This is a genomic window from Acidobacteriota bacterium, from assembly GCA_003696075.1.
In the GTDB taxonomy this organism is placed as follows: domain Bacteria; phylum Acidobacteriota; class Polarisedimenticolia; order J045; family J045; genus J045.
Genome location: RFHH01000164.1, coordinates 14,374 through 36,661, shown reverse-complemented (window position 1 = coordinate 36,661; position 22,288 = coordinate 14,374). Strand labels below are relative to the sequence as shown.

The following is a 22,288-nucleotide window of genomic DNA, read 5'->3' as shown; positions in this document are numbered from 1 at the left end:
GAACCTCCGGCCCTCGGCCGCCAGGCGAAGGGCGAGCTCCCGGTCGACCAGCACGCGCTCCACCGCGGCCGCGAACCCGGCGGCGTCGGCCGCCGCGAGGTAGTGCCGCCCCGGCGCCAGGTCGGGACCTTCGGCGCCGACCGGGGTCGAGATCACGGGGCGCTCCATGGCCATCGCCTCGAGGATCTTGAGCCGCGAGCCGCCCCCCGAGAGGAGCGGGACGACGTAGGCGGCGGCCCGGCGGACGTAAGGCCTGATGTCGGGCACGTCCGCGGCGAGCTCGATCGCGCCGCCCGAGGCGCGCGCGAGACGATCCAGTTCGGGCGGCGGCCGGCGGCCGACGATCGAAAAGCGGCAGCCCAGCGTGCGCAGGCGCGGGAAGACCTCCCGCACGAACCACTCCACCGCTTCCTGGTTCGGCCGCCAATCGAGCGAGCCGGTGAAGACGAGGTCGCGGCCCGCCGGCGGCGGTCCCTGAGGCTGGAAGTAGTCGAGATCGACGCCGTTGGGAACCACGGTCACGCGCCGGCAGCCGAAAGAACGGAGAGTGCCGGCGTCGCGCTCGGACACCGCTGTCGCCCAGCCGGCCCGCGCGAAGACCGCCCGCTCGAAGTTCTCCATCCTCTTCGCCTGCAGCGCGAACAGCCACCGCCGGAGAGGGAAGCGTTCGCTTCTGGACAAGCGCCGCCACACCTCGCACTCCACGTTGTGAGCCGAGACGACGGCCTGCGGCAGCCGGTCCACGAGGTAGCGCGCGTACGGTGTCCACTCGCAGTGCAACACGTCGTAGCGGTTCCGCCGGAGCATCGAACGGAGCGCGCGGCGGTAGCCGGGCCGGTGATGGCTGGAGACGCTGTAGGGATAGGGCGACGCGAGGCTGAGCGCGACCCGCGCCACGAAGGCCGGCCCGCGCTTCGGCGGCAGCCCGCCGGGAGCGAGGTGGAGCGCCACGCCGATCCGGCGCATCGCCTCGATTTGATCCGGCGAAACGCCTCGCCCGTGAACGAGCAAGTCGATCTCGTACCTGTCCGCCAGGCGGGACAACAGCGCCAGCGTGCGGATCTTCTTCCCCGTGTGGGGCGGGACGGGCGGCTCCTCGTCGAGCACCAGCACGCGCGGCCGCGACCGGTCCGGTCCGTCTCCGCGGGACGGGCGGGCTTCGGCGCTCTCGGATCCGCTGGTCATGTCTCTCCGGTCAAGATGGCCGCGCCGGGCAGGGGGGGCAACGCGGCCCGCCGGAGACTCGGCGCTCGCACCTATAATGCACCGCCCCATGCCCCGAGCGCTCCGAACCCGCGTCGCGGCCGCTCCGAGAAAGGAGATCCTGGACCGGTTCGCCGGCCTCGAACGGCTGCCTCTCCCCTTCCTCCTCGAAACGGCGGGCGCGGCACCGGGGCGCGTCCTGATGGGCGCCTCCCCCTTCGCGGTGCTCGAGGCGCGGCAGGGAAGGGTGCGGCTGTGGAGCCGCGGCGCCGCGAGCGAGGTGGAGCTGCCGCCTCTGGAGGCGTTGCGCCGCTTGCTCTTGGACTGCGCCGCGCGCGGGCACCGCGAGGCCCTCCTCGTCGGATTCTTCGGCTACGACCTCGCGTGGGAACTCGAACGGCTTCCCCCGCAAAGGGCCGTCCGCGATCAGGACTTCCCCGATCTCCTCTTCGCGGCTTACGACCGGTGGATCCGCTGGATTCCCGTGGAGCGAAGGTTCGTCGAGGTTCGAGCGGGCCGGCCGCAGCCGCCCGCGCTCGACAGGTCCGGCGAGATGGCCGCGTTCGGGGGACCGCCTCCCGCTCTGCCGGAGAGGAACTTCGACCGGCGGCGCTACCTTGCGGCGGTGGAGGAGGTGCGGCGTCTCATCGCTCGGGGCGAGATCTATCAGGCCAACCTGTCGCAGCGGTTCGCCGCGCGATGGGACGCCCCGCCGCTGGAACTCTACCGGCGCCTGCGGGCGGTCAGCCCGGCCCCCTACGCCGCCTACCTCCGCTTCGGCGAGCGGGCGGTGATCTCGTCGTCGCCGGAGCTGTTTCTCGAGGTCCGCGGATCCTCCGTGCGCACGAGGCCGATCAAGGGCACGCGTCCCCGGGGTCACACATCCGAGGAGGACGCGCGGCTGCAACGGGAGCTGCTCGGCAGCGCCAAGGATGCGGCCGAGCTCACGATGATCGTCGATCTCGAGCGGAACGACCTCGGCCGCGTCTGCGAGCCGGGGAGCGTGCGCGTCACCCGACTGCGCGAACTCGAAAAACACCCCCACGTCCTTCACCTCGTCGCCACGGTGGAAGGGAGGCTGGCGCGGGGAAGGGACGCGCTCGATCTGGTCGAGGCCGCCTTTCCCGGCGGGTCGGTCACGGGGGCCCCGAAACTGCGGGCGATGGCCGTGCTCGACGAGTTGGAGCCGACACGGCGGGCGCTGTTCACCGGCGCGATCGGCTACCTGACCCCGGCCGGCGAGATGGTGACGAGCATCGCGATCCGGACGATTCTCTGGCAGGGCGGAGTGGCGACGTTTCAGGTGGGCGGGGGGATCGTCTGGGACTCCCGCCCCGAGGCGGAGTACGAGGAGACGCTGGTCAAGTCGCGGGGGATGGCCGCCGCGCTGGGGCTCGAGCTGCGATGACGGCGAGGGACCGGAAGCCGGTCGTCTGGCTCGACGGGCGGTATCTCCGCCGGGATCGGGCTCGGATCCCGGTGGACGATCCGGCGGTTCGCCGGGGCGTCGGTCTTTTCGAAACGGTGCGGGCGTACAAAGGCCGCTGCTTCCGGCTGGCCGATCACGTCGACCGGCTCCGCCGCTCGGCGGCGGCGATCGGCCTCGAGGTCGAGATTCCGGCGCTGGAGCCGGTCGTCGCCGGCCTGCTCCGGCGCAACGGGCTCCGGGAGGCGCGGGTCCGGATCGTCTGCACGGGCGGCGGGCGTGTGCTGGTGAGCGCGGAACCCTGTCGCCTGCCGCCGCGGCGTGTCTACCGGGAGGGTGCCCGCCTGGAGGTGGCGCCGTGGCGCCGCGATCCGCGAGCCCCCCTCGCCGGCCACAAGAGCCTCAGCTATCACGAGCTGATGCTGGCGCGCCGCCAGGCGGAGCGGGCGGGGGCCATCGACGCGATCCTTCTCTCTCCCTCCGGTCACGTGCTCGAGGGAACGCGCTCGAACCTGTTCGCGGTGCGCAGAGGTGCGCTTCTCACGCCGCCCGCATCCGGTATCCTGCCCGGCGTGACCCGGCGCGTCGTTCTCGACCTCGCCGCCGGGGAGGGTCTCGCGATCGTGGAACGTCCGTTGTCATTGCGCCGGCTGGTCGCGTCGGACGAGGTGTTCGTCACCAGCTCGATGATGGAGATCGTTCCCGTGGCGAAGATCGGCCAACGCGAGATCGGCCGTCCGGGTCCGGTCACGCGGGCACTCTCGCGCGCCTACCGGCGGAGAGTGCGGGAAGAACTCGGTCAATGATCCTCTGCGGCGACGTCGGCGGAACCCACACGCGCCTGGCCCTGGCGGAGCGCGTCGGCGGCCGATTCCGCCTGCACGGCACGAAGGTCTTCCCCTCCGATCCCGCGGCGGGCCTGGCTCGCCTCGTGGAGCGCTATCTGGAGGGCTGGAGCGGGGCGGTGGAAGCCGCCGGATTCGGAATCCCCGGTCCGGTCACCGGACGCCGCGTCCGAACGACGAATCTCCCGTGGGTCGTCGACGCCGACGAGCTCCAGCGAAAGCTCGGGTGCCGCGTGGTGCTGGTCAACGACCTCGAGGCGGCGGCGCACGGCGTGCTCCTCGCCGCCCCCGAAGATCTGGCCACGCTCCAGGAGGGGGAGCCGGCGGAGGGAAACCGCGCGGTGATCGCGGCCGGCACGGGACTCGGCGAAGCGCTGATCCTGCGGCACGGCGGGCGGTGGTTCCCCTGCGCCTCGGAGGGTGGCCACACCGACTTCGGCCCTCGGGACGAGGAAGAGGTCGAGCTCTGGCGGTTTCTCAGGAAGCGCCACGGGCACGTTTCCTACGAGAGGATCGTTTCCGGGCCCGGGCTGGTCGACCTCTACGCGTTCGAAACCGAAAGGCGTTCGGTTTCCCCCATCCCCTTCCGGGAAGGCGAGGACCGCGCCGCCGCGATCAGCCGCGCCGGACTCAGCGGCGCCTGCCCCGCGGCGGTCGCGGCTCTGGACCGGTTCTGTTCCATCTACGGTGCGGAGGCGGGGAACCTCGCGCTGAAGGCGCTCGCGCGGGGTGGCGTCTACGTCGCCGGGGGCATCGCGCCGGCCATCCTCGAGCGGCTCCGCTCCGGCCCGTTCCTTCAGGCCTTCCGGGACAAGGGACGCTACCGGGAGTTGCTCGAGCGCGTGCCGGTCCGTGTGGTGCTGGACGGGACCCTGGCTCTCAAAGGGGCGGCCCGGGCCGTCGCCGAGGCGGACGGCGGCGCGCCGGCCTGAATTCCGGGAGACGCCCTCAGGCGCGCCGGCGCCGGTAGAGCCCGGTGTGGCCCAGGTAGCGCACCGGCAAATCGCCGATTCTCTCGAAGCCGTGGCGGTCGAGCAGATCCTCCTCGCAGCCGCGCAGGTGGAAGTGCAGGTGACACGCGATGCTCGGCTCGAAGCAGGCGACCCAGACGAGGAGCCCGCCCGGCCGGAGGGCGCGCGCGATCTCGTCCAGCATCCGCTCGGGGTCCGCGACGTGCTCGGCCACGTCGAGACAGCAGGCTGCGTCGACCGGCTCGGCCAACTCGAGGGCGCGCCGCGCGCTCGACACCTCGAAGCGGCCTCCGGCCGGGGCCGCGAGCCGGTGCGCTCTCCACAGAACGTAGTCGTGGAAAACAGGGTACTCGTGGTGCACGACGCGCCGAAAGCCGAGCGCCAGCGCTAGCAGGCTCGTGTGACCACCCCCGGCGCCGAAGTCGAGCAGGCTGCGAGCGCCGCGGCGCTGGAGTTCCCGCAGCAGCACGACGCGCCGCATCCAGCAGCGGCGTCGGCCTTCGACGTCGTGATCGAAAAGGAACACGCCGTGCCCCCAGGGGAGCACCTCGGCGCTCCGCTCGTAGAAGGCGTCCAGCTCCTCGCGGGTGGGGGCCTCGCCGGGCCAGAGGGCTGCGAGACGGCGGTACCGGTCGTTCGACATTCGGATCAGTCGCCGCACGGAGTACCGCCGCCCGGAGTACTCCCGATAGGCGAGGATCTCGTGGCAGACTTCCCAGGAAAGCGGCCGCGGTCGCCTCAGCCGCGAGCGCGGATCCCGCAGCAAGATCCGGACCGATCGCGCCCTCGGCACCAGCTCGGGTACGCAGATCAGCCGGAACCATTCGTCGAACGTCCGGCCCTCGTACTCGAGCGGGCTACCGCCGAGGACGCGTTCCTGCTCCGTCGTCGAATCGACCGGCATCGGGCCCTCTGCCGAGCGGAGAACCTCTCTTACGGCAGGGTCGAATCTAGGGGGGCGGTTCCCGTCCGGCAATCGCGCCCGGCGGGCCGGTCGGGCGGCCGGAGGCGCTCCGGCCGCCGCCCGGAACCTCAGGACCCGATGGAGTAGTTCGTGACGGTGAGATGGGGCGGATCACCGGCGTCGACCACCGTCCCCTCGATCCTCACCGCCTTCCCGTCGGTTCGCGACGTGAACAGCTCGTGGTCCTCGCCGACATCGAGAATGAAGACCCGGCCGTCGGCGGTCTGGACGGCCGCGGCGCAGTCGTCGGTCTTGTGGAACGTGCAGTGGCCGCAGCCCATCGTGCCTTCGATCGACAGGGCCTGCCCGACCTCGAGGGCCGGCGCCTCGGTCGCGGCCGCCGGGGCCGCGGACTCGGCGGGCTGCTCCATGGCGGCAGGCGCCTGCGCTTCCGGCTCCGACTTCTGCCCGCTGCAGGCCGCGGCAGCGACCACCAACAGGGCGCCGCACAGGGCGATGAGATGTCTCACGATCCTTCTCCTTTAGTAGGGGCGTCCTCGCGGGAAGCGCCCATGTCTGCCGTTCGGGCCTTCCCCTTCGCGGCGCCCATTGTATCGCGGCCTCCCGGGTCCGAGATAGTCCGGATTCTTTCGCCGCGCTCCGGCCGGGGACCGCCCGGCCGGACCGCCCTCCGCCGGGCGGGAAATTCCTGTTGCATTCTGCTGCCGACGGGGTACCTAGCCCGTTCGGAGGGGCTTTTCCCGGGAAGGTGGAGTCGGGCTCAAGCCGCCACCCGCGGGCGGCGCGAGATGCTTGCGCATCCACGCCATCCCCGCCGGAGGGAGGAGGGTTGATGCGTCATCGCATATTTGCCGGTACCGTCGCGCTGGCCCTGACCGTGGGTCCGGCGGCGTTCGCCACCGTGCCGCCGCCGTCCGGCTCCTTCGACACTCCCCTGACCGAGTTCTACCGTCTCGCGGGCGGGGAGGTCCACGTCGCGGTCTCGGGGGTCGGCACGCAGGAAGGGGATCACGTCTTCGAGATCAACGTGCCCGGCGAGCCGCTCGCCGCCTGGCTGTACTGGGCCGGGAGTACCCGGGAGACCGGGGCCGTCGATCCGGCGGTCACCCTTTCCGGGGGGGCGCTCGTGCAGCCGGAGGATCTGTACGGCTACGAGGTCGGCCGGCGCTACACCGTCTTCGCCGACGAGACGAACACCGCCGGTGAGGTCGTCATGAAGGCGGACGTGCCGGTGTATGCGTTCCAGCAGGGCGTGAACGTCTTCGTCATCAGCAACTTCAACGAACGCGATCCGACCACTCTGCTCCGCATCTACCGCCAGCAGTACGGTGTGGCGATGGTGGTCGCCTACCAGGTGCCCGCAGGAGTCGGGGACCGGGAGGTGATCGCGCTCGAGGGGGCGGACATCTCGAACTACGATCGCTACTACCGGATGCCCGGTTACCAGGACCAGACTCACAGCGAGGTGATCTGCTTCGACTTCCAGCCGCTCGCTTGCGATCAGGTCGGAATCCTCAGCATCGCCGCGGGCGGGGTCATGGAGGACGTCCACCCGGTGCCGGGCACGACCCGGATCGCCTACGGCTCGCCGGAGCAGACCTGGTTCACGACGACCTCCACGACCCCGCCGGCCTCGCTGCTGGGCACCACCCAGCTTCTCGAGGCGAACAAGTTCACGAACAGCCAGTTCGGCTTCCGGGGAATGCAGATCGGCATCTTTTCCGCCAATGTGCCGCTGACCCAGGGCAGCACCCACGCCTGCTTCCAGCACGAGATGCTGCCGAAGATGCGGACCAACGAGTTCGCCCAGAACTTCGTGACGTTCGCGGCCACGCTCGAGTACGACCGCGCGTGCGGCACCGGCACGCCGACCACGGGAACCTGCGAGCTCGCGATGGACATGTCGGTCGATCCGCTCGAGGTTCCGGCGCCGCCGGTCGTCGACTGCGACGGCCCGCTCCAGGAGGTCCGCGTCGAGTACACCGGCCAGGGTTGCATCGCCAGCGAGCACCAGCAGGCGTTCGATGCGAAGTGCAGCGGCAACGCACAGTTCCGGGAGCCGGTCACCGTCGAGCTCTACCAGAAGAACGGTGCCCTGATCGGCACCCGCTCGAACGTCATGCTGGGTGACCTCCTCACCTTCAACGCCGCCGAGGCCGGTCTCGACCGGCTGGGCAAGGTCGAGTGGCGGGTGATCGATCCGGATACCGGCGAGCTGCTGGAGACGGTCGAGGCGAAGACCGAGTGCGACGACGAGCTGGTCCTCGGCGACCAGTTCGGCAGCTTCCTGCTCGTCGGCTTCACCTCCATGTCCGGCACGACGTCGACGCTCGAGACGACGACCACGCTGACCTACACGGTGACGAACAACGGCACCGCCGATTCCGGCGAGGTGGTGGTGACCGACGACCTGTTCGGCGAGGTGGGACGCATCAGCAATCTCGCTCCCGGCGAGCAGGCGGTCCTCACCCACACGGCGACGACCTGGAAGACCCAGACCTACGACGCGGTGGCCGACGGCTCGGCGGACTGCCAGGCGACGGGGACCGTCACGCAGACCTTCCTGCCGCCGCCCGTCGTGCCGGACGAGGACGATGCGCTCGAGGGGCAGTTCTGCGAGGACGGGCTCGAGGACATCACCGTTGCCTACACCGGCGAGCCCTGCACCACGATGACACAGGACCAGAACGGCAAGGTGGTCTGCGAGGGTGACGCGCTGTTCACCGACGGCGTGCAGATCACGGTGCTCGACAAGAAGGGACGGGTGATCCTCGAGCAGCCCAACGTGATGATCGGGGACCAGGTCACGGTCCACTACTACGACGTGCCGCCGAAGCCCGAGAGCGCGAACAAGCCGGAGAAGCGCAAGCGCGAGAAGAAGCACAAGAAGCGCCTGCCCGGCGATCTCGTGTTCCGGGTGAGCATTGCGGCGACCGGAGAGGTGCTCGGCGAGGTGCGCATCCACACCTCCTGCTCCGAGCCGCTGTCGCCGGGCGACCGCTTCGGCCCGGTGGACGTCGTCAGCTTCACCTCCCACCGCTGACGATCGGGCGCGGGAGCCGGGATCACCCGGCTCCCGCACCCCCGGTCTTCAATAGGGACACGCAATCACGTCGCGCGGCAGGCAACGGCCGGCCCCCTCCGCGCGCGGTGTCTCATCCCCGGTGACTCCCAGCGACCCCTCCCGTTCGGCGTTGCGGGGAGCGACGAGGTAGTAGGTCGACCCGAGGGCGGGAGTGATCGAGGCGCTCCGCTGACCGCCCGTGCTGCACAGGACCGGCCGGTGGCTTTGGAAATCGCCAAGCCGGCCCTCATAGACGGCGAAGTCGTCGTCGGAGGCGACGCAGGAGGGTCCCCAGGTCAGTCTCAGCCGGCCGCCGGCGGCGCGCGAAACCTCCAGCAGCGCTCCCTGGACCGGGAATTGGGGGACACGGCCGCTCGCGACAGGGCTACCGCGGACGAACTCGCGCGCGAGCGTCCTCCCGAGATAGGTCACCTCGAAGCGCCAGCGTCCCGCGGGCTCGTCGGTGCCGATATGCCAGAACCAGGTCCAGTGAGAGGACGCGAGGTGAGGGGCGGGGCTGCTGTGATCCCACTCGGCGAAGACGCTGCCGTCGGGACGGCGGATGGTGTAGTGGGAGACCTGCCCCGCGAGCTGATCCCGGTAGTAGGCGGTGAAGTAGATGGTCGCCGGGATGGGGAACGTCGCCCGGGCGTGGGGGTTCTCGACGCCCGGGCACGGCGGCTTTTCCGGCGCGGCATCACCAGTGGTGATCTTGTTGAGTGCCGAGTCGTCGTACGGGCGCTGGTCCTGCCAGCGCGATGGCGCGTTGTTGCAGGGACCTGAGTAAGGATCGACGACCTTCCCGGTCGAATCGTGGACCTCGAAGTGGAGGTGAGGACCGCTGGAGTTGCCCGAACTGCCGATGACCCCCAGATACTCCCCCTCCGCGACCGTACCCCCGACCTGCTTTGGCGTGAGAGACCCCTTCTTCAGGTGTCCGTACCAGCTCTCGCTGCCGTCCGCATGGCGGAGCACGATCGCGTTCCAGGTGCCGCCTCCCTGGCAGTTGTGGTCCTCGTGGCCGTCCTCGCGGACGACGATCTGGCCGTCCGCCGCTGCAACCACGAGCACATGCTCGTGCTCCATCTTGTACCAGCCGTGCGGAGACGGAAAGTAATCGGTCCCGCGGTGGTTGTAGCCGCCCGCGGTGTCGTAGGTCCTGTCTCCGCATTCGTAGTCCAACAGGGCATCGGGGAAAGACGGATCGTGGTCCACGAACCCCGAAACGCCGTGGTAGCCGGGGTCGGAGAGTCCGCGGGCGAGCGCCAGCGGCCAGGAGAAGAGGACCGGTTGGCCGGCCGACGCCGCCTCGAGGCGTCCCTCGGCGCGCAGGCGCGCGACGTTTCTCCGGACCCGTTCCTCGAACCGCGTCCTCTCCGCCGGGTCGAGCGGTTCGAGCGGAGCGGCCGGCCCGTCGCTGCCCCCGCTGTGGCCGTCCGGCGGGCGCCCGCAGAGAAGGCGGAACGAAGACGGGCCGGCGGCCGCGGGGAGGGCGGCCGCCGGCCCCAAGAGGACCGCCGCGGCGAACAGCAGTCCGGAACCGGAACGGACCGTCACCGGGATCCTACCGCTCCGGGTGCGGCGGCTTCCGCATCGCGCGCAGCTTCTCCTGCTGCTCGGGCGTCAGGAGATTCTTGATCCTGATGGCCAGCGACAGATGCGCCTTTTTCACCTCGGACTCGAGCTGCATCGCCCGGCCCGCCGTCTCGAGCGCTGCGGCTTCGTCGACCGTCGGGGAATCGAGGATCCCCCGGAGCTGCTCGCTGAGCCGCTGGAGTTCGGTCTGATAGTCGAGCACCTGGGAGTGGGTCTCGTTGATCATCTTCTTGATCGCCTCGAGCTGCTCGTCGGTCAGGCCGAGCGCGATCTGGTTCTGGAGCACCATCTCGGGAGGGAACAGGAACCGCTCGATTCCGGGACCGTGCGGTCCCATCATCCCGTGCGGGCCGCCGTGCGGTCCGGGGCCTCCCGGGAAGGCGAACACCGGCGCGGACAGCGCCAGCGCGGCGGTGAGGACGAGGAGCGTTCGCTTCATCGTACGTGCCTCCTTTCCTTGGGGAAGGGTGGGCCGGAGCCCGGTCATGCGTCGCCGTCCGACGCCGACGGCTCCGGTGCGGTTTGCTCGAACGTCAGCGTGCTCAGGTTCAGGTCGGGAACCCCGGGGAGAGATGCAAGATTCCCGAGGTTCCAGATCTCGTCGGTGGGCGCCTCCCACTCGGACAGCCGGCGGGCCCGCTGCACGACTTCTTCCTCGATGGGCGGCCGCGTGCCGGTCACGAGGATCGCCAAGCCCGCGGCGGCGGCTGCCAGGGCTCCGAGGGCCGCGGCGACCCTCCACGTCTTCCGACCCGCCGCCGCCCTTCGCGCCTCGCCCCACACGCGGGAGAAGGGGGGGGCCTGCGCCCGGACGGCCGCGCGCTCGGCGGCGAAGTAGCGTTCCAGCTCACGCTCGAGATCCCGTCCGCTCATCGTGCCACCTCGCAGGGAATCAGGTCGGCGAGGCGAGCCTTGGCCCGCGCGTAGTGCACGCGTGCCGCGCCGGGGGAGATGCCCAGCACCTGCGCCGCGTCGTCCAGGGTGAGCCCCTGGTAGAAGACCAGATGCAGGATGGCGCGCTGCCGGTCGGAAAGCCGGTCGAGACCGCGCCGGATCGCATCGGAGCGCTCGCGGGCGAGGGCGTGCTCTTCCGGGTCGCCGCGGCCCGGGGCCTCCGCGGCCACCGGCCGCAGGCGGGCCGCCTCGCGGCCCCGCCGCCTGAGGAGGTCCAGCGCCGTGTGGCGGATCACCGCGAACAGCCACGTCTTCAGGCTGGACCGGCCGTGGAAGCGCGCGCGGCCTTCGATGATCTTGAGGTATGCCATCTGCAGCGCCTCCTCGGCGAGGTCGGGATCCCCGCCGCAAACGCTCAGGGCCCAGCCGAAGCTGTCGGGGTGGAGTTCCTCCAACCTCTCGGCCAGCGCGTCAGAGTGCATCGGTGTCCACCCGTCCAGCTCCGTTCGCTTGGTCGCCATGGGCACGATTCCGTGTGACACCCGGAGCGCTTGCCGCCCGCCGGGACCGCGTTCTAGCCTGACCCCGCGGGCCCCGGGCGGGGCGGGCGGCGGCGACGGGAGGCGGGTCCCGGCCGGCATCCGCGGGACGAGGGCCGCGAAGGGGCGATCGAGGCATGGCTGAACCCGGCGACCGGCGGACCTCGGCGGTCCTCCTCGGGATCTTCGCGTTGATCGGCATCCTCGTGACCATCGACCTGCTGACGGAGTATGTGGGGGTGGTCACGAAGTGGCACGTCCTCATGGAGGCGGTCCTGATGGTTTCGGCCGCCTTCGGCTTCGGGCTGATCTGGCGGCGACTCGACGATGCCCGGGAGGCCGCCCGGCTGCTGGAGCGGGATCTCGACGCAGCGCGGGAAGAGGCCAGGAGGTGGCGCGAGGAGAGCCGGGAGATTCTCCGCGGGCTCGGCGAGGCGATCGAGCGGCAGTTCCGGCGCTGGAAGCTCACGCCCGCCGAGATGGAGATCGGGCTGCTCCTTCTCAAGGGGTTGAGTCACAAGGAGATCGCGGCCCTGCGCGACACGAGCGAGCGGACCGTGCGCCAGCAAGCCCGCTCCCTCTATCTCAAGGCGGGGCTCAGCGGGCGGTCCGAGCTGTCGGCCTTCTTCCTCGAGGACCTCCTTCCGGTCCGCACCGAAGGAGCGGGGGCGCCGGGCGGTGACCGGTCGCCCGCGCCCACCGGCACGGGCGCCGCGGAGCGCAGGGAGGGGAAGCGAAGGGGATGAGGCATCCCTCCCGAACAGACGGACCCGCCCCCGGGGGGCGGGTCATTCGTTCCGGGAGGGTTGCAGAGGAGGGGAAAGGAACGACGGCGGGTGCGGCGCCCGTCGGCGACCGGAGCTGCGATCCGTCGGAGCGGCCGGAGGCTTCTCCTCCGTCCCGCTTCCCCCCGGGCGAGCCAGCCGCGAGCCAGGGCAGTGGCACGTTGGGGAGCGCAGCATGCCGGTACTGGCTGAGTCGAGGGCGAAACCCGACGGGCCCACACCCGCCTGACTCAAGGGTCCGGTACCACGCGCAGTGTGCGGCGGCACCGCGCGCCGATCCATCCGGCAAACGTTCGACTCGGCGAACCACCCGCGTTTCAACGTGTTGGACGAGGGGGTGCCGGGCTCGGACGAGCCCTCTCCGCCTGACGTTCGATCCCTTCCGTGGGCGTCCGGCCTTCCTGCCGCCTTCGCGGGCGGTTCCCGGCGGGCGCGTCCCGAGGCGAGGCCGACGGCGCGCGGGCCGGTGGGACCGCTTGGGGGCAACCCGGAGTGTCCTCGAGGCGGGCGGCGCCCCTGCCACCCCCGGTCGATGCGGTCCGCCGGATCGACGGCCGATGGGCCCGGCCCCTGAAGGCGGCTTCCGCGGCCGCCCCTCCTCGAGCAGCGGCCTCCCAGTCCGTTCCCGCGTGATCCGGCGGCGCCCGCGGGTGCCGCCGGCCACGGTGTCGCCGAAGAAGTGTCGGAAGCGGCGGGGCCATCCGCTGTGGTCGCTGAACCACCCGCCTCATCATCGGGTGCGCGTGCCCGCCGATGGCGCAGCCGGGTTGCGCACGCGGCCGGGGGGAGTCCCCGGCATGGCGCCTCCGCTGCCGACTCGCTGTACGATCGGCCCGCCGGCACGCGGGAGAGGCGGCGAGACGCCGGCCGGAATCGTCGAGATGGCCGGGACGCGGAAAGGCGCCATCGGCGGCCCGCCACCAAGCTGGAGCGGGGCCGAGGGGCCGTGTCGGCGGTGGGGCCCGCCTCCCCGCCCGTCGTTCGCCGGCGTCGGGCGAGCCGTGGCCACGTCGATCGCCGCGCTCGCCGCGTCGCTCCCGGGACTTTCGGACGCGCCGCCCATGCGAACGGACGCGTCGCACGGACTCCGGGCGGTGCGCGCCGACGCGCGCGATCTGGCCTCGATGCTGATTCACCCCGGCCGCGCGCGGCGGCGGCGCTGGCTGTGGATCGCCGCCGGCACCGGCGCGCTGTACCTCGCCCGTGACGGGATCCGGTCTTTCGCGCGCGATCACGCGAGCCCGGGACTCACGCGCTTTCTGACTGACGTGAGGACGCTGGGAAAAGGTGCGGTCGCCCCGCTCGGCGCCGCTGCCGCCTGGGCCGCGTCGCTCGCAACCCATGAGGACCGCGAACGGGAAACGGCAACGCTTCTGCTGGAGTCGGCGGCGCTCTCACAGATGCTGGCCGGTGCCGGCCAACTCGTCCTCGCAACGGAGAGGCCCGAGAGGGGGGAGGCGATCCGCTTCCTGCGCGCCGGTGGCCACGGGGTCTCCGGAGACGCCGCGCTCGCGGCTTCGCTCGTGTGGCCGCTCCGGTGCCAATACCTGCTGCCCCGCGCCGGTGAAGGCCGCGCCCATCGCGCCATTCGCCGCGGCACGCTCGGCCTGCTCTACGCCGGGGCAGCGCTCACGGCCTACCAGCGAATCGATCAGGACAAACATTGGGCGCCCGATGCCTTCCTCGGGATGATGGCCGGCCTCGGCGCGGGCCGGGCGCTGTGCGAGGCGCACGCCCGGCGGAAGGTCAGCCACTTCACGCCGCGGCCGCCGCCGGCCCGGCTCCGGTGGCGGTGGGAGCCGCTTCCCGGGGGAATCGCTCTGCGAATCGACTTCGGCGCCGGGGCGGCCTACGGGCAGGTGCCGATGGCCTGGGGCAGGCAGGCGTTCGCGGCGGGTGGGCGTTCGGTGTCGTCGCTCCGGCGCCCGTAGGAACCCTCATTGCCACCGGACTGGGCCACGACGAGGTAGAACCGCTGTCCCATCGAGGGCGTGATCGTGGCCGAGGTCTGGCCTCCCGTCGTGCACTGCACGGGGGCGGCGCTGTCTGGAAGGCCGAGTTCCCCCTCGTAGACGCCGTAGTCGGAACCGGCGCCGCAGGCGGGCGACCAGTCGAGCTGGAGGTCCCCACCGCTCCGGGCGACCGTGAGCGGGGCGCCTCCGGAGACACCCCGCGCGCCGGGTATCCGGCCGGCGCCGCCACCCCCACCTCCCGGCGCGATCCCGGAGGCGTAGACGTCGATGGAGTCCCCCCCGCCGCCCGCCTCGTTCCGGTTGTCGGTGAAGATGGCGATCAAGTCGTTCATCACGATGTCGAGTCCGGAGTAGTCGCCGAACTCGAAGCCGTCCGCGATGTTGGGGGAGGTCGCCCCCGTGACGCGCCGGGGGGCGGACCATGTCCGAGCCCCGTCCGTGGAGTAGCTGTAGAAGACATCGGAGCTGGTCCGGTCCCCGATCCGGGTGTCGTTGTAGATCACGTGCACGGTGCCGTCGGGACCCACCGCGAGGAATGGCTGCCACCGGTCGACCGTGAGCACGTCGGCCGTCTCGTGAGGGATCGACTCGTGCCAGGTGGCGCCACCGTCCCGCGAGTACGCGACGTGGATCTGCGAGTGGTTGTCGGCAGGAACGCCGGAGGGCGGCGCCGTGGTGTCCGGCCAGGCGATGTAGACCGAGTCGGTGTAGGGTCCGCTCGAGGTATCGGCATCCATCGCCAGGTAGACGGCGACCTCGCGGCTCTCCTGCGACGGTAGCGGGTAGGAGAACGAGGCATTGGTGTCGGCGACGACCGATACCGGTCCGAAAGTCGCCCCGCCGTCGTGCGACACGCGGAGGCGGATCGTCCGGCTGTTGAAGGCGGGCCAGGCGTAGTAGATCGTTCCCCCGCGGTCGGTGGCGATGTCCCCTGCGATGCCCCGGTCGGCCGACGCGTTCGAAAAGGACAGCGTGGACCAGGTGTTCCCGAAATCGGTCGATCGGGCGAACTGCATCACGTTTCCCTCGTGATACATGAGGTAGATGCTGTCCTTGTAGGGCGACGCTGCCGACCGGTCGACGTGGAGGTATTCCCGGTCGGCGTTGTTGCTGATCTCCCGGCGCGGGTTCCCCGGCGTCACGTTCTCGAGGCCGTTCCAGGTGAGTCCGCCGTCGTCCGAGCGGTAGAACCACAAGCGGCAGAAAAAGAAGCAGCCGCCGAGCGTAGCGGTGTAGGCGTACCGCCCGTCCGAAGACCACTCGACGGTGGGGTCACAGCAGGTTCCGCCTTGCGGCAGCTCCACCTGTGTCCAGCTCGCCCCCCCGTCCGTCGAGTAGTGCATGCGTTGCCCACCGTTCGGCCCGTTGGTCCCGGCCACGAGTCGGTTGGTGTCGGCGGGATCCACGGCGATCGCCGACTCCGCTGCTCCCTCCGGGGAGGTCACCCGGACGTCGCCCGAGACGAAGTCGTTCCCGGATCCCGTGGGCCCGGCGGCCGCGGGCTTTTCGAGAACCACGTAGTAACGGCCGCCTTTCCGGTGGGCTTCGGTGTAGAGCCGGCCGTCGACGAGGTAGCCGCCGAACCTGAGGCGGAAGGCGTTGAACGCGCTCAGCGGGTAGCGCGCCGCCGGATCGCCCCTTAGGGATGGAAGCGCACGGCGCAATCCCACCCGGAAGAAGGCGGGGATGGGCGAGCGCAGCTCCGCCTCGTTCGGGGGAAGGAGCGCGAGGTCGGCTCGCGTCAGGTCGTAGTTGCGGTCGTCCCAGGGGCCGATCCGCACGAGGGCGGCGTAGTCCACCAGTTCGTCCGCCCCGCGGCGAACGTCGATGGCGACGGTCCGCGCTTCGTCCACATAGGTCTGCGCCGACACCGCGGCCGACCCCAGGCCGAAAAGCCCGGCCGCCAAGGGCCACAGCTTTTTCATCGAGAGTCTCCCGCCGACTCCACCCGGTTCCCCGCCCCTGGATAACCCGCCGTTCCAACCCTGTCAACCCGCGCCCGGACGCAACGATCCGCCCTGTTGCGGGCGGTTACTCGAAAGCCTATCCTGTCGAACGTTCGTTCGAGTCTTCGCCGCGTCCGCCCCGCGGTGGGGCCGGTGGGAGCCTGCGCCATGCGGTTGCCGATCGAGCGCTACCACCGCCCGGAGAGTCTCGCCGAGGCCTGCAGACTCGCGCGCGAACTCGGCGACCGGGCGCGTGTTCTGGCGGGGGGCACGGAACTTCTCGTCCGGCGCAAGCCCGGCGAGCCGGTGCCGAGCGATGTCATCTCCCTCGCGCGTCTCGACGAGCTGCGCGGAATCCGCGTCGAGAGCGGGACGCTCGTCATCGGCGCGCTGACGACGATCCGGGACGTGGCGCGCTCACCTCTGGTCCGCGAACAGTTCCCGGTGCTCGCCGAAGCCGCCGCGCTTCTCGGCAGCGAGCAGATCCGGAGCCGGGCGACGATCGGCGGCAACTTCTGCGGCGCGGTCCCGTGTGCCGACACGCCGCCGCCCTGCCTGGTGGGCGAGGCCTCGGTGCGGATCGCCGGGCCGGAGGGCTCGCGGGAGATCCCCGCCGAGGATCTGTTCACCGGGCCGCGGCAGACCGCTCTCCGGCAAGGCGAGATCCTCGCCGAGATCCGGATACCGCCCCAGCCGGCGGGCGCGGGGGCGTCCTTCCAGCGGTTCGGTCTCCGGCGAGGCTCGGCGGTCGCCGTGGCGTCGGTGGCCGTCCGCCTGGTGATCTCCTCGGGAACGATCGCGGGCGCGCGCATCGCCCTCGGTGCGGTCGCCCCGACGCCGCTGCTCGCCCGCGCCGCCGCGCGCGAACTCGAGGGAGGGCGGCCCGGCCCGGAGATCTTCGCCAAGGCGGCGCGGGCCGCCGCGGAGGAGGCGCGGCCGATCTGCGACGTGCGCGGCTCGGCGGAATTCCGGCGGCGGCTGGTGGAGGTGCTCACCCGGAGGGCGCTGGAGGAGGCGTCGGCTCGGGCGGTGGAGGCGGGACGATGAGCGTTCGTCCGACGGACGGGGGCCAGGCGACCGGGCGGGTGATGGTCTCGCTGACGGTCAACGGACAGCCGCACACGCTCGCGGTGAAGCCCAACACCACGCTCCAGCAGCTCCTGAGGGAGGAGCTGGGTCTCACCGGGACGAAGGACGGGTGCGGCATGGGCGACTGCGGGGCGTGCACCGTCCTGATGAACGGCGATCCGGTCGCCTCCTGCCTGGTCCTCGCCGCCGATGCCGAGGGATCGGAGGTCGTGACGATCGAGGGCCTGTCGCGGGGCGGCGATCTCCACCCGTTGCAGAAGGCATTCGTCAAGCACGGTGCGCTTCAGTGCGGTTTCTGCACGCCGGGGATGATCATGGCCGCGAAGGCCTTGATCGACCGGAATCCCGACCCGAGCGAGGAGGAGATCCGGGAGGCGCTCGCGGGCAACCTGTGCCGGTGCGGCACGTACGAGCGCATCATCCGGGCCGTTCGGGACTGGCGCTCGTTCGCGAAGGAACCGCTCGACACCGCGCCCCTCGACGATCGGGAACGCGACCAGGAGCGCGATCTGGAGGTGGTCAGCCGGGGCGTGCCGCGCTACGACGCGCCGGACAAGGTCACCGGGCGGGCGAAGTACACGGCGGATCTCCGGCTGCCCGGGATGCTCTACGGGAAGATCCTGGGCAGCCCCATCCCGCACGGATTGATCAAGCGTATCGACACGAGCCGGGCGCGGGAGCTCCCCGGCGTGGTCGACGTGATCACCGGCGCGGACGTCCCCGACGTGACCTACGGCGTGAGCCCGGCGAGGTACGACGAGCACGTTCTGGCCAAGGACCGTGTCCGTTACGTCGGCGACGAGGTCGCCGCCGTGGCGGCCGTCGACGAGGAGACGGCCGAGAGGGCCCTCGAGCTGATCGAGGTGGAGTACGAGGAGCTCCCGGCGGTGTTCGACGCCGAGAAGGCGATGGAGCCCGACGCCCCGCTGATCCACCCGGAGAACCCCCGGTTCGCGCGGAACATCAACACGCGGGTGGAGTGGCACTTCGGCGACGTGGAGCGCGGCTTCGCCGAGGCCGACCACATCCGGGAGGAGAGGTTCGTCGGGAACCGCACCTACCAGGCGCCGATCGAGCCGCACGCGGCGCTCGCCCGCTGGGAACACCACGGCTCCAAGCTGACGCTCTGGTCGGCGACGCAGGTGCCGCACTACGTGCAGCACATGCTCTCCCGCGTTCTCGGGGTGCCGAAAGGCGACATCCGGGTGATCAAGCCGGCGGTGGGCGGCGGCTTCGGAGGGAAGGCGGAGACGACACCGCTCGACTTCTGCGCCGCGATTCTGGCGAAGAGAACCGGCCGGCCCGTGATGATGAAGTACTCGCGGAGGGAGATGTTCCTCCACTTCCGCGGGCGCCACAAGCAGATCGTCGATCTCAAGGTCGGCGTCAAGAAGGACGGCACGATCACCGCCGTCCAGTCGCGGACCATCCTCGACGGAGGGGCCTACACGTCGTTCGGGGTGATCACCGCCTACTACGCCGGCTCGATGCTGCCGACGCTGTACAAGATCCCGAATTTCAAGTACGACGGGTTCCGCGTCTACACGAACTTGCCCGCGAGTGGGGCCATGCGCGGGCACGGCGTTCCGCAGCCGAGGTTCGCGTTCGAGTGCCTCCTCGACATGATCGCGGAGGATCTCGGGCTCGATCCCTTCGAGATCCGGCTGCGCAACGCGATGGAGCCGAACACGCGCACCTGCAACGCGCTCGATATCTCCTCCTGCGAGTTCAAGGCGACCCTCGAACGGGCGAGGGAGGCGAGCGGCTGGCGGGAGAAGAAGGGCAAGCTGCCGCGCGGAAAGGGAATCGGCGTCGGCTGCGGCGGTTTCGTCTCCGGTGCCGGGTATCCGATCTACCGCTCCGATTTCCCCCACTCGAACGCGATGATTCGCGTCCACGAGGACGGCACGGGGGTCTCGCTTCACATCGCGGCCGCCGAGATCGGCCAGGGTTGCGACACCATCCTGACGCAGATCGCCGCCGAGGAGCTCGGGATCCCGTACGACCGGGTATGGCTGGTGGACTGCGATTCGGTCCTGAGCCCCACGGATCTCGGCTCGTACTCGAGCCGCGTCACGCTGATGGGTGGCAATGCCGTCCGCATGGCGGCAGCCGAGGTCCGCCGGAAGCTGCTGCAGGTGGCCGGCCGGAAGCTTGGCTGCGACCCCGGGGCGCTGGTGGCGAGAAACGGGCGGATCTTCGTCGCGGAGCACCCCGACGTCGGCATGGAATGGGCCGAGGCGGCCCGGATCGCCTTCTCCCAGAGCGGACCGGTGGTGGGCACCGGCTACTACCAACCGCCGAAGAACCTCGGCGGGGATTTCAAGGGCGGGACCGTCGGCACCTCGCCGGCCTACAGTTTCTCCACCGCGGTGGCGGAAGTGACGGTCGACCTCGAGACGGGTTACGTCCAGGTGGACCGTTTCACCGACTTCAGCGACGCCGGTACCGTGATCAACCCGGTCACGTTCCACGGCCAGGTCGAGGGCGGCATCGTCATGGGCCTCGGAGAGACCCTTCTCGAGGACACGCTGGCCGACGAGCGGGGCGAGCTGATCAATCCCACCCTTCACGATTATCTGGTCCCGACGATCTGCGAGACCCCGAAGATCATGACGAAGGCGGTGGAGAGCTACGAGCCGCGCGGGCCCTTCGGCGCCAAGGAGATCGGGGAGGGATGCCTGCTACCCGTGATCCCCGCGATCGCCAACGCCATCTACGACGCGACCGGTGTGAGGGTGACGTCGCTGCCGATCACGCCGGAGAAGATCCTGCGCGGGCTGGCCGAGCTGGAGAAGAAGAAGCGATGACGGCCGGGGGGGCGGCATGAGCCAGGATGCGGGCCCGACGCCACAGGGCGAGGCGGAGCCGTCGCGGACGGAGCAGAAGCTCGACCGCCTCCTCGCCGCCGCGGCCGAGCTGATGGCGCGGCAGGGCTTCAGCCAGACGACGATCCGCGACGTGGCGCGGGCCACCGGCTACAGCCTGGCCGGCATGTACTACTACTTCAAGAGCAAAGAGGATCTGCTGTTCCAGATCCAGTTGAGGACGTTCACCTCGCTCCTGGAGCAGCAGCAGGAGGCACTCGCCCGCGGCGGAACAGCGGAGGAACGGCTCCGCCGGTTCGTCAGGGGCCATCTCGGCTTCTTCGTCGAGCATTTCAACGAACTGAAGGTCTGCACCTTCGAGCTCGAGTCGCTGAGCGAGGAGGCGTACCGCGAGATCGAGGCGGTTCGGCGCCGGTACTACCGCCTGGCGGCCGGCGTGATCGCGGAGCTGATGGGGCGTGACGGCGGGAACCCGGAAACGGACCGGGCCGTCCGGCACGCCACGCTGTTCGTCTTCGGCAGCCTGAACTGGATTTTCATGTGGTTCGACCCCGAACGGGACGGCCCGGTCGACGCTCTTGCCGACGAGGTCGTCGATCTCGTGCTCCACGGCGTGCGCGCGGTGGCGCGGGGGAGGAGCTGACGGTGCGAACCCGCACGGGCGGCGATCTCCTCGTCCTTGCGGCGATCACCGCCGCCGGCCACTCGGCACGCATGGGCGTCCCGAAGCCGCTGGTCGCCTGGAACGGCGGAACTTTCCTCGGGACCATCCTGCACACGCTCCGCGCGGCGGGGATCCTCCGCCCGGCGGTCGTGGTCGCTCCTGGCGCCGAGGCCGTGCGCATCGAAGCTCTCCGCGCCGGCGGGTTCCCCCTCGTCAACCCTCACGCGGACCGGGGCCGCTTCACTTCCGTGCGGCTCGCGGCTCGGTGGGCGCTGACCCGGGCCGGCCACGCTACCCGTCCGCTCGCGCTGGTGCTCTGGCCGGTGGACTGCCCGGCGGTGGCGACGGAGACGGTCGCCGCCCTCGCCGGTGCGGCGCGGCGGCGGCCCGGTGCCGACGTGGTGCCGGTCTACCGCGGGCGCGGCGGGCACCCGGTCGTCCTGGGCCGCCCGACGCTCGAGAGGCTCGCGTCGGCCCCCGACCGGGGACACCTGCGCGAGCTGATGCGGTCGGGGGGCCGAACACCGGTGCGGCTCGAGGTCCTCGATCGGGCCGTCCTGGACAACCTCAACCGTCCCGGGGATGTCCGCCGGGCACTGGAGGGCCGGGAGGTGGCGGATGCGCGGGCGAGTTGATCCGCACGATCCGCTCCGCCGGATCTCCGACGGTCGCGAGCAGGTCGAACTGGACGCCTACCGCGAGTTCGTGCGCCTCGCCGACGCCGGCCGCCCGGTCGCTCTCGTCACGGTGGTCGACGCGGAAGGTTCGGCGCCGCGAGGCATGGGCGGCGCCATGGCCGTCCGGGCCGACGGCAGCATCGTTGGCACCGTGGGCGGGGGGAGCCTGGAGCTGCTCGTCATCGAACAGGCCCTCGAGGCGCTGCGGGACGGAAGGGCCCGGCTCCTCCACTACGATTTCTCCGGCGGCCCGGAACAGAACCTCGACAAGGCCTGCACCGGGAAGACCGACTTCTTCATCCAGCCGGCGCTCCCGCGCCCGAAGCTGTTCATCTTCGGCGCCGGTCACATCGGCCGCGCGCTGGCCCCCATCGCCGCGGGTGCGGGCTTCCGCGTGACGGTGGTCGATCCGCGGCCCGGCTTCGCGGTGCGGGACCGGTTTCCCGCGGAGGTGGAGCTGCGGGAGGGGCCGTTCCAGGAAGTGATCGCGGAACTGCCCTTCGACGAGCGGACCTACGCGGTCATCGTCACACACGGGCACACCGAGGACGAGGCGGTCCTGCGCGCCTGCTTGCCGCGACCCTGGGCCTACCTGGGCATGATCGGGAGCCGGGCCAAGGTCGCGCGGCTCTTCCGGGCGGTCGCGACGAGCGAGGAGGCCCGGCGCCGCCTGGCTCGCGTCCACGCGCCGATCGGGCTCGATCTCGGCGGGCGAACGCCCGGGGAGATCGCCCTGGCGATCGCGGCGGAGATCCAGGCGGTTCGCTACGGGCGGCGGAAAATCGAAAAGATGAGCGAGCAGTTCCGACCCGCGGCGCTGCGCCCCGCGGAGGCGGAACGGGGCACGTGATCGAGGAGGAGGG

General features: G+C 71.0%; 19 protein-coding genes and 1 pseudogene. 12 read left to right on the top strand and 8 right to left on the bottom strand.

Annotated features, from left to right (window positions below; all coding sequences use genetic code 11):
- Nucleotides 1–256: 256 nt before the first annotated feature.
- Entirely contained in the window at nt 257–478 is a 222-nt protein-coding gene (locus D6718_10940) for a hypothetical protein (GenBank protein RMG43939.1), read from the top strand.
- A gap of 11 nt (nt 479–489) precedes the next feature.
- Here D6718_10940 and D6718_10935 read toward each other — a convergent pair.
- Nucleotides 490–1,275, bottom strand: a pseudogene (locus D6718_10935) (hypothetical protein).
- Between D6718_10935 and pabB the strand changes: the two are divergent.
- The 3 genes from pabB to glk are packed head-to-tail and all read left to right on the top strand — an operon-like array spanning nt 1,055 to nt 4,406.
- Nucleotides 1,055–2,611 (top strand): aminodeoxychorismate synthase component I, encoded by a 1,557-nt coding sequence (gene pabB / locus D6718_10930; protein RMG43938.1) that lies wholly within the window; start codon nt 1,055–1,057, stop codon nt 2,609–2,611. The pseudogene D6718_10935 and the gene pabB sit on opposite strands and share 221 nt — an antisense overlap.
- Entirely contained in the window at nt 2,608–3,435 is an 828-nt protein-coding gene (locus tag D6718_10925) for a hypothetical protein (protein ID RMG43937.1), read from the top strand. Before pabB ends, D6718_10925 begins: the two co-directional genes overlap by 4 nt.
- A complete protein-coding gene (gene glk, locus D6718_10920) occupies nt 3,432–4,406 on the top strand; it encodes a glucokinase (GenBank protein RMG43936.1) in 975 nt (324 codons plus the stop codon). The genes D6718_10925 and glk overlap by 4 nt, the downstream gene beginning before the upstream one ends.
- A 16-nt stretch (nt 4,407–4,422) precedes the next feature.
- Here the strand turns inward: glk and D6718_10915 are convergent, their stop codons facing one another.
- Complete coding sequence (locus D6718_10915) at nt 4,423–5,349, bottom strand: SAM-dependent methyltransferase (GenBank protein ID RMG43935.1); 927 nt, start codon at nt 5,347–5,349, stop codon at nt 4,423–4,425.
- Between the two features lie 128 nt (nt 5,350–5,477).
- Nucleotides 5,478–5,879 (bottom strand): hypothetical protein, encoded by a 402-nt coding sequence (locus D6718_10910; GenBank protein ID RMG43934.1) that lies wholly within the window; start codon nt 5,877–5,879, stop codon nt 5,478–5,480.
- Between the two features lie 323 nt (nt 5,880–6,202).
- Here D6718_10910 and D6718_10905 point away from each other — a divergent pair, with 323 nt between their 5' ends.
- Nucleotides 6,203–8,413, top strand: a complete 2,211-nt coding sequence (locus tag D6718_10905; GenBank protein RMG43933.1) for a hypothetical protein — start codon at nt 6,203–6,205, stop codon at nt 8,411–8,413.
- Between the two features lie 48 nt (nt 8,414–8,461).
- Here D6718_10905 and D6718_10900 read toward each other — a convergent pair whose 3' ends face one another.
- Genes D6718_10900 through D6718_10885 form a run of 4 tightly spaced genes read right to left on the bottom strand, consistent with a single transcriptional unit; the run spans nt 8,462 to nt 11,565 of the window.
- The gene (locus tag D6718_10900; GenBank protein ID RMG43932.1) at nt 8,462–9,991 is read right to left on the bottom strand and encodes a M23 family metallopeptidase; all 1,530 of its coding nucleotides are present in this window, start codon (nt 9,989–9,991) and stop codon (nt 8,462–8,464) included.
- A gap of 7 nt (nt 9,992–9,998) precedes the next feature.
- A complete protein-coding gene (locus tag D6718_10895) occupies nt 9,999–10,517 on the bottom strand; it encodes a periplasmic heavy metal sensor (protein ID RMG43931.1) in 519 nt (172 codons plus the stop codon).
- Complete coding sequence (locus tag D6718_10890; GenBank protein ID RMG43930.1) at nt 10,514–10,903, bottom strand: hypothetical protein; 390 nt, start codon at nt 10,901–10,903, stop codon at nt 10,514–10,516. Before D6718_10890 ends, D6718_10895 begins: the two co-directional genes overlap by 4 nt.
- Complete coding sequence (locus D6718_10885; protein ID RMG43929.1) at nt 10,900–11,565, bottom strand: sigma-70 family RNA polymerase sigma factor; 666 nt, start codon at nt 11,563–11,565, stop codon at nt 10,900–10,902. Before D6718_10885 ends, D6718_10890 begins: the two co-directional genes overlap by 4 nt.
- 35 nt (nt 11,566–11,600) lie before the next feature.
- Between D6718_10885 and D6718_10880 the strand changes: the two genes are divergently transcribed.
- Together D6718_10880 and D6718_10875 are read left to right on the top strand one after the other, a co-directional pair.
- Entirely contained in the window at nt 11,601–12,209 is a 609-nt protein-coding gene (locus D6718_10880; protein RMG43928.1) for a LuxR family transcriptional regulator, read from the top strand.
- Nucleotides 12,210–13,249: 1,040 nt separating this feature from the next.
- The gene (locus D6718_10875) at nt 13,250–14,179 is read left to right on the top strand and encodes a hypothetical protein (GenBank protein RMG43927.1); all 930 of its coding nucleotides are present in this window, start codon (nt 13,250–13,252) and stop codon (nt 14,177–14,179) included.
- Here D6718_10875 and D6718_10870 read toward each other — a convergent pair.
- On the bottom strand, nt 14,098–16,146 hold the full coding sequence (locus D6718_10870) for an exo-alpha-sialidase (GenBank protein ID RMG43926.1): 2,049 nt from the start codon (nt 16,144–16,146) through the stop codon (nt 14,098–14,100). The two genes, D6718_10875 and D6718_10870, sit on opposite strands and share 82 nt — an antisense overlap.
- Before the next feature lie 189 nt (nt 16,147–16,335).
- On the opposite strand from D6718_10870, the gene D6718_10865 reads away from it, so the two are divergent.
- From D6718_10865 to D6718_10845, 5 genes are read left to right on the top strand one after another with little or no spacing between them, the layout of a single operon-like run.
- Complete coding sequence (locus D6718_10865; GenBank protein RMG43925.1) at nt 16,336–17,214, top strand: xanthine dehydrogenase family protein subunit M; 879 nt, start codon at nt 16,336–16,338, stop codon at nt 17,212–17,214.
- Nucleotides 17,211–20,066 carry a 4-hydroxybenzoyl-CoA reductase subunit alpha gene (locus D6718_10860; protein RMG43924.1) on the top strand — a complete coding sequence of 952 codons (2,856 nt, stop codon included), beginning with the start codon at nt 17,211–17,213 and terminating at the stop codon, nt 20,064–20,066. The genes D6718_10865 and D6718_10860 overlap by 4 nt, the downstream gene beginning before the upstream one ends.
- Before the next feature lie 16 nt (nt 20,067–20,082).
- Nucleotides 20,083–20,727, top strand: coding sequence for a TetR/AcrR family transcriptional regulator (locus tag D6718_10855; GenBank protein RMG43923.1), 645 nt, complete (start codon nt 20,083–20,085; stop codon nt 20,725–20,727).
- 2 nt (nt 20,728–20,729) lie between these two features.
- Complete coding sequence (locus D6718_10850; protein RMG43922.1) at nt 20,730–21,383, top strand: hypothetical protein; 654 nt, start codon at nt 20,730–20,732, stop codon at nt 21,381–21,383.
- Complete coding sequence (locus tag D6718_10845) at nt 21,331–22,275, top strand: xanthine dehydrogenase (protein ID RMG43921.1); 945 nt, start codon at nt 21,331–21,333, stop codon at nt 22,273–22,275. The genes D6718_10850 and D6718_10845 overlap by 53 nt, the downstream gene beginning before the upstream one ends.
- Nucleotides 22,276–22,288 lie beyond the last annotated feature (13 nt).

Excerpts from the sequence above, each read along its gene's own strand:
- D6718_10880 (RMG43928.1), top strand. The coding sequence starts at position 11,601 with ATGGCTGAACCCGGCGACCGGCGGACCTCGGCGGTCCTCCTCGGGATC.
- D6718_10905 (RMG43933.1), top strand. The coding sequence starts at position 6,203 with ATGCGTCATCGCATATTTGCCGGTACCGTCGCGCTGGCCCTGACCGTG.
- D6718_10940 (RMG43939.1), top strand. The coding sequence starts at position 257 with ATGTCGGGCACGTCCGCGGCGAGCTCGATCGCGCCGCCCGAGGCGCGC.
- D6718_10895 (RMG43931.1), bottom strand. The coding sequence starts at position 10,517 with ATGACCGGGCTCCGGCCCACCCTTCCCCAAGGAAAGGAGGCACGTACG.
- D6718_10885 (RMG43929.1), bottom strand. The coding sequence starts at position 11,565 with ATGCCGGCCGGGACCCGCCTCCCGTCGCCGCCGCCCGCCCCGCCCGGG.
- D6718_10870 (RMG43926.1), bottom strand. The coding sequence starts at position 16,146 with ATGAAAAAGCTGTGGCCCTTGGCGGCCGGGCTTTTCGGCCTGGGGTCG.
- D6718_10860 (RMG43924.1), top strand. The coding sequence starts at position 17,211 with ATGAGCGTTCGTCCGACGGACGGGGGCCAGGCGACCGGGCGGGTGATG.
- D6718_10915 (RMG43935.1), bottom strand. The coding sequence starts at position 5,349 with ATGCCGGTCGATTCGACGACGGAGCAGGAACGCGTCCTCGGCGGTAGC.
- D6718_10865 (RMG43925.1), top strand. The coding sequence starts at position 16,336 with ATGCGGTTGCCGATCGAGCGCTACCACCGCCCGGAGAGTCTCGCCGAG.
- D6718_10855 (RMG43923.1), top strand. The coding sequence starts at position 20,083 with ATGAGCCAGGATGCGGGCCCGACGCCACAGGGCGAGGCGGAGCCGTCG.
- D6718_10925 (RMG43937.1), top strand. The coding sequence starts at position 2,608 with ATGACGGCGAGGGACCGGAAGCCGGTCGTCTGGCTCGACGGGCGGTAT.
- glk (RMG43936.1), top strand. The coding sequence starts at position 3,432 with ATGATCCTCTGCGGCGACGTCGGCGGAACCCACACGCGCCTGGCCCTG.
- D6718_10845 (RMG43921.1), top strand. The coding sequence starts at position 21,331 with ATGTCCGCCGGGCACTGGAGGGCCGGGAGGTGGCGGATGCGCGGGCGA.
- D6718_10890 (RMG43930.1), bottom strand. The coding sequence starts at position 10,903 with ATGAGCGGACGGGATCTCGAGCGTGAGCTGGAACGCTACTTCGCCGCC.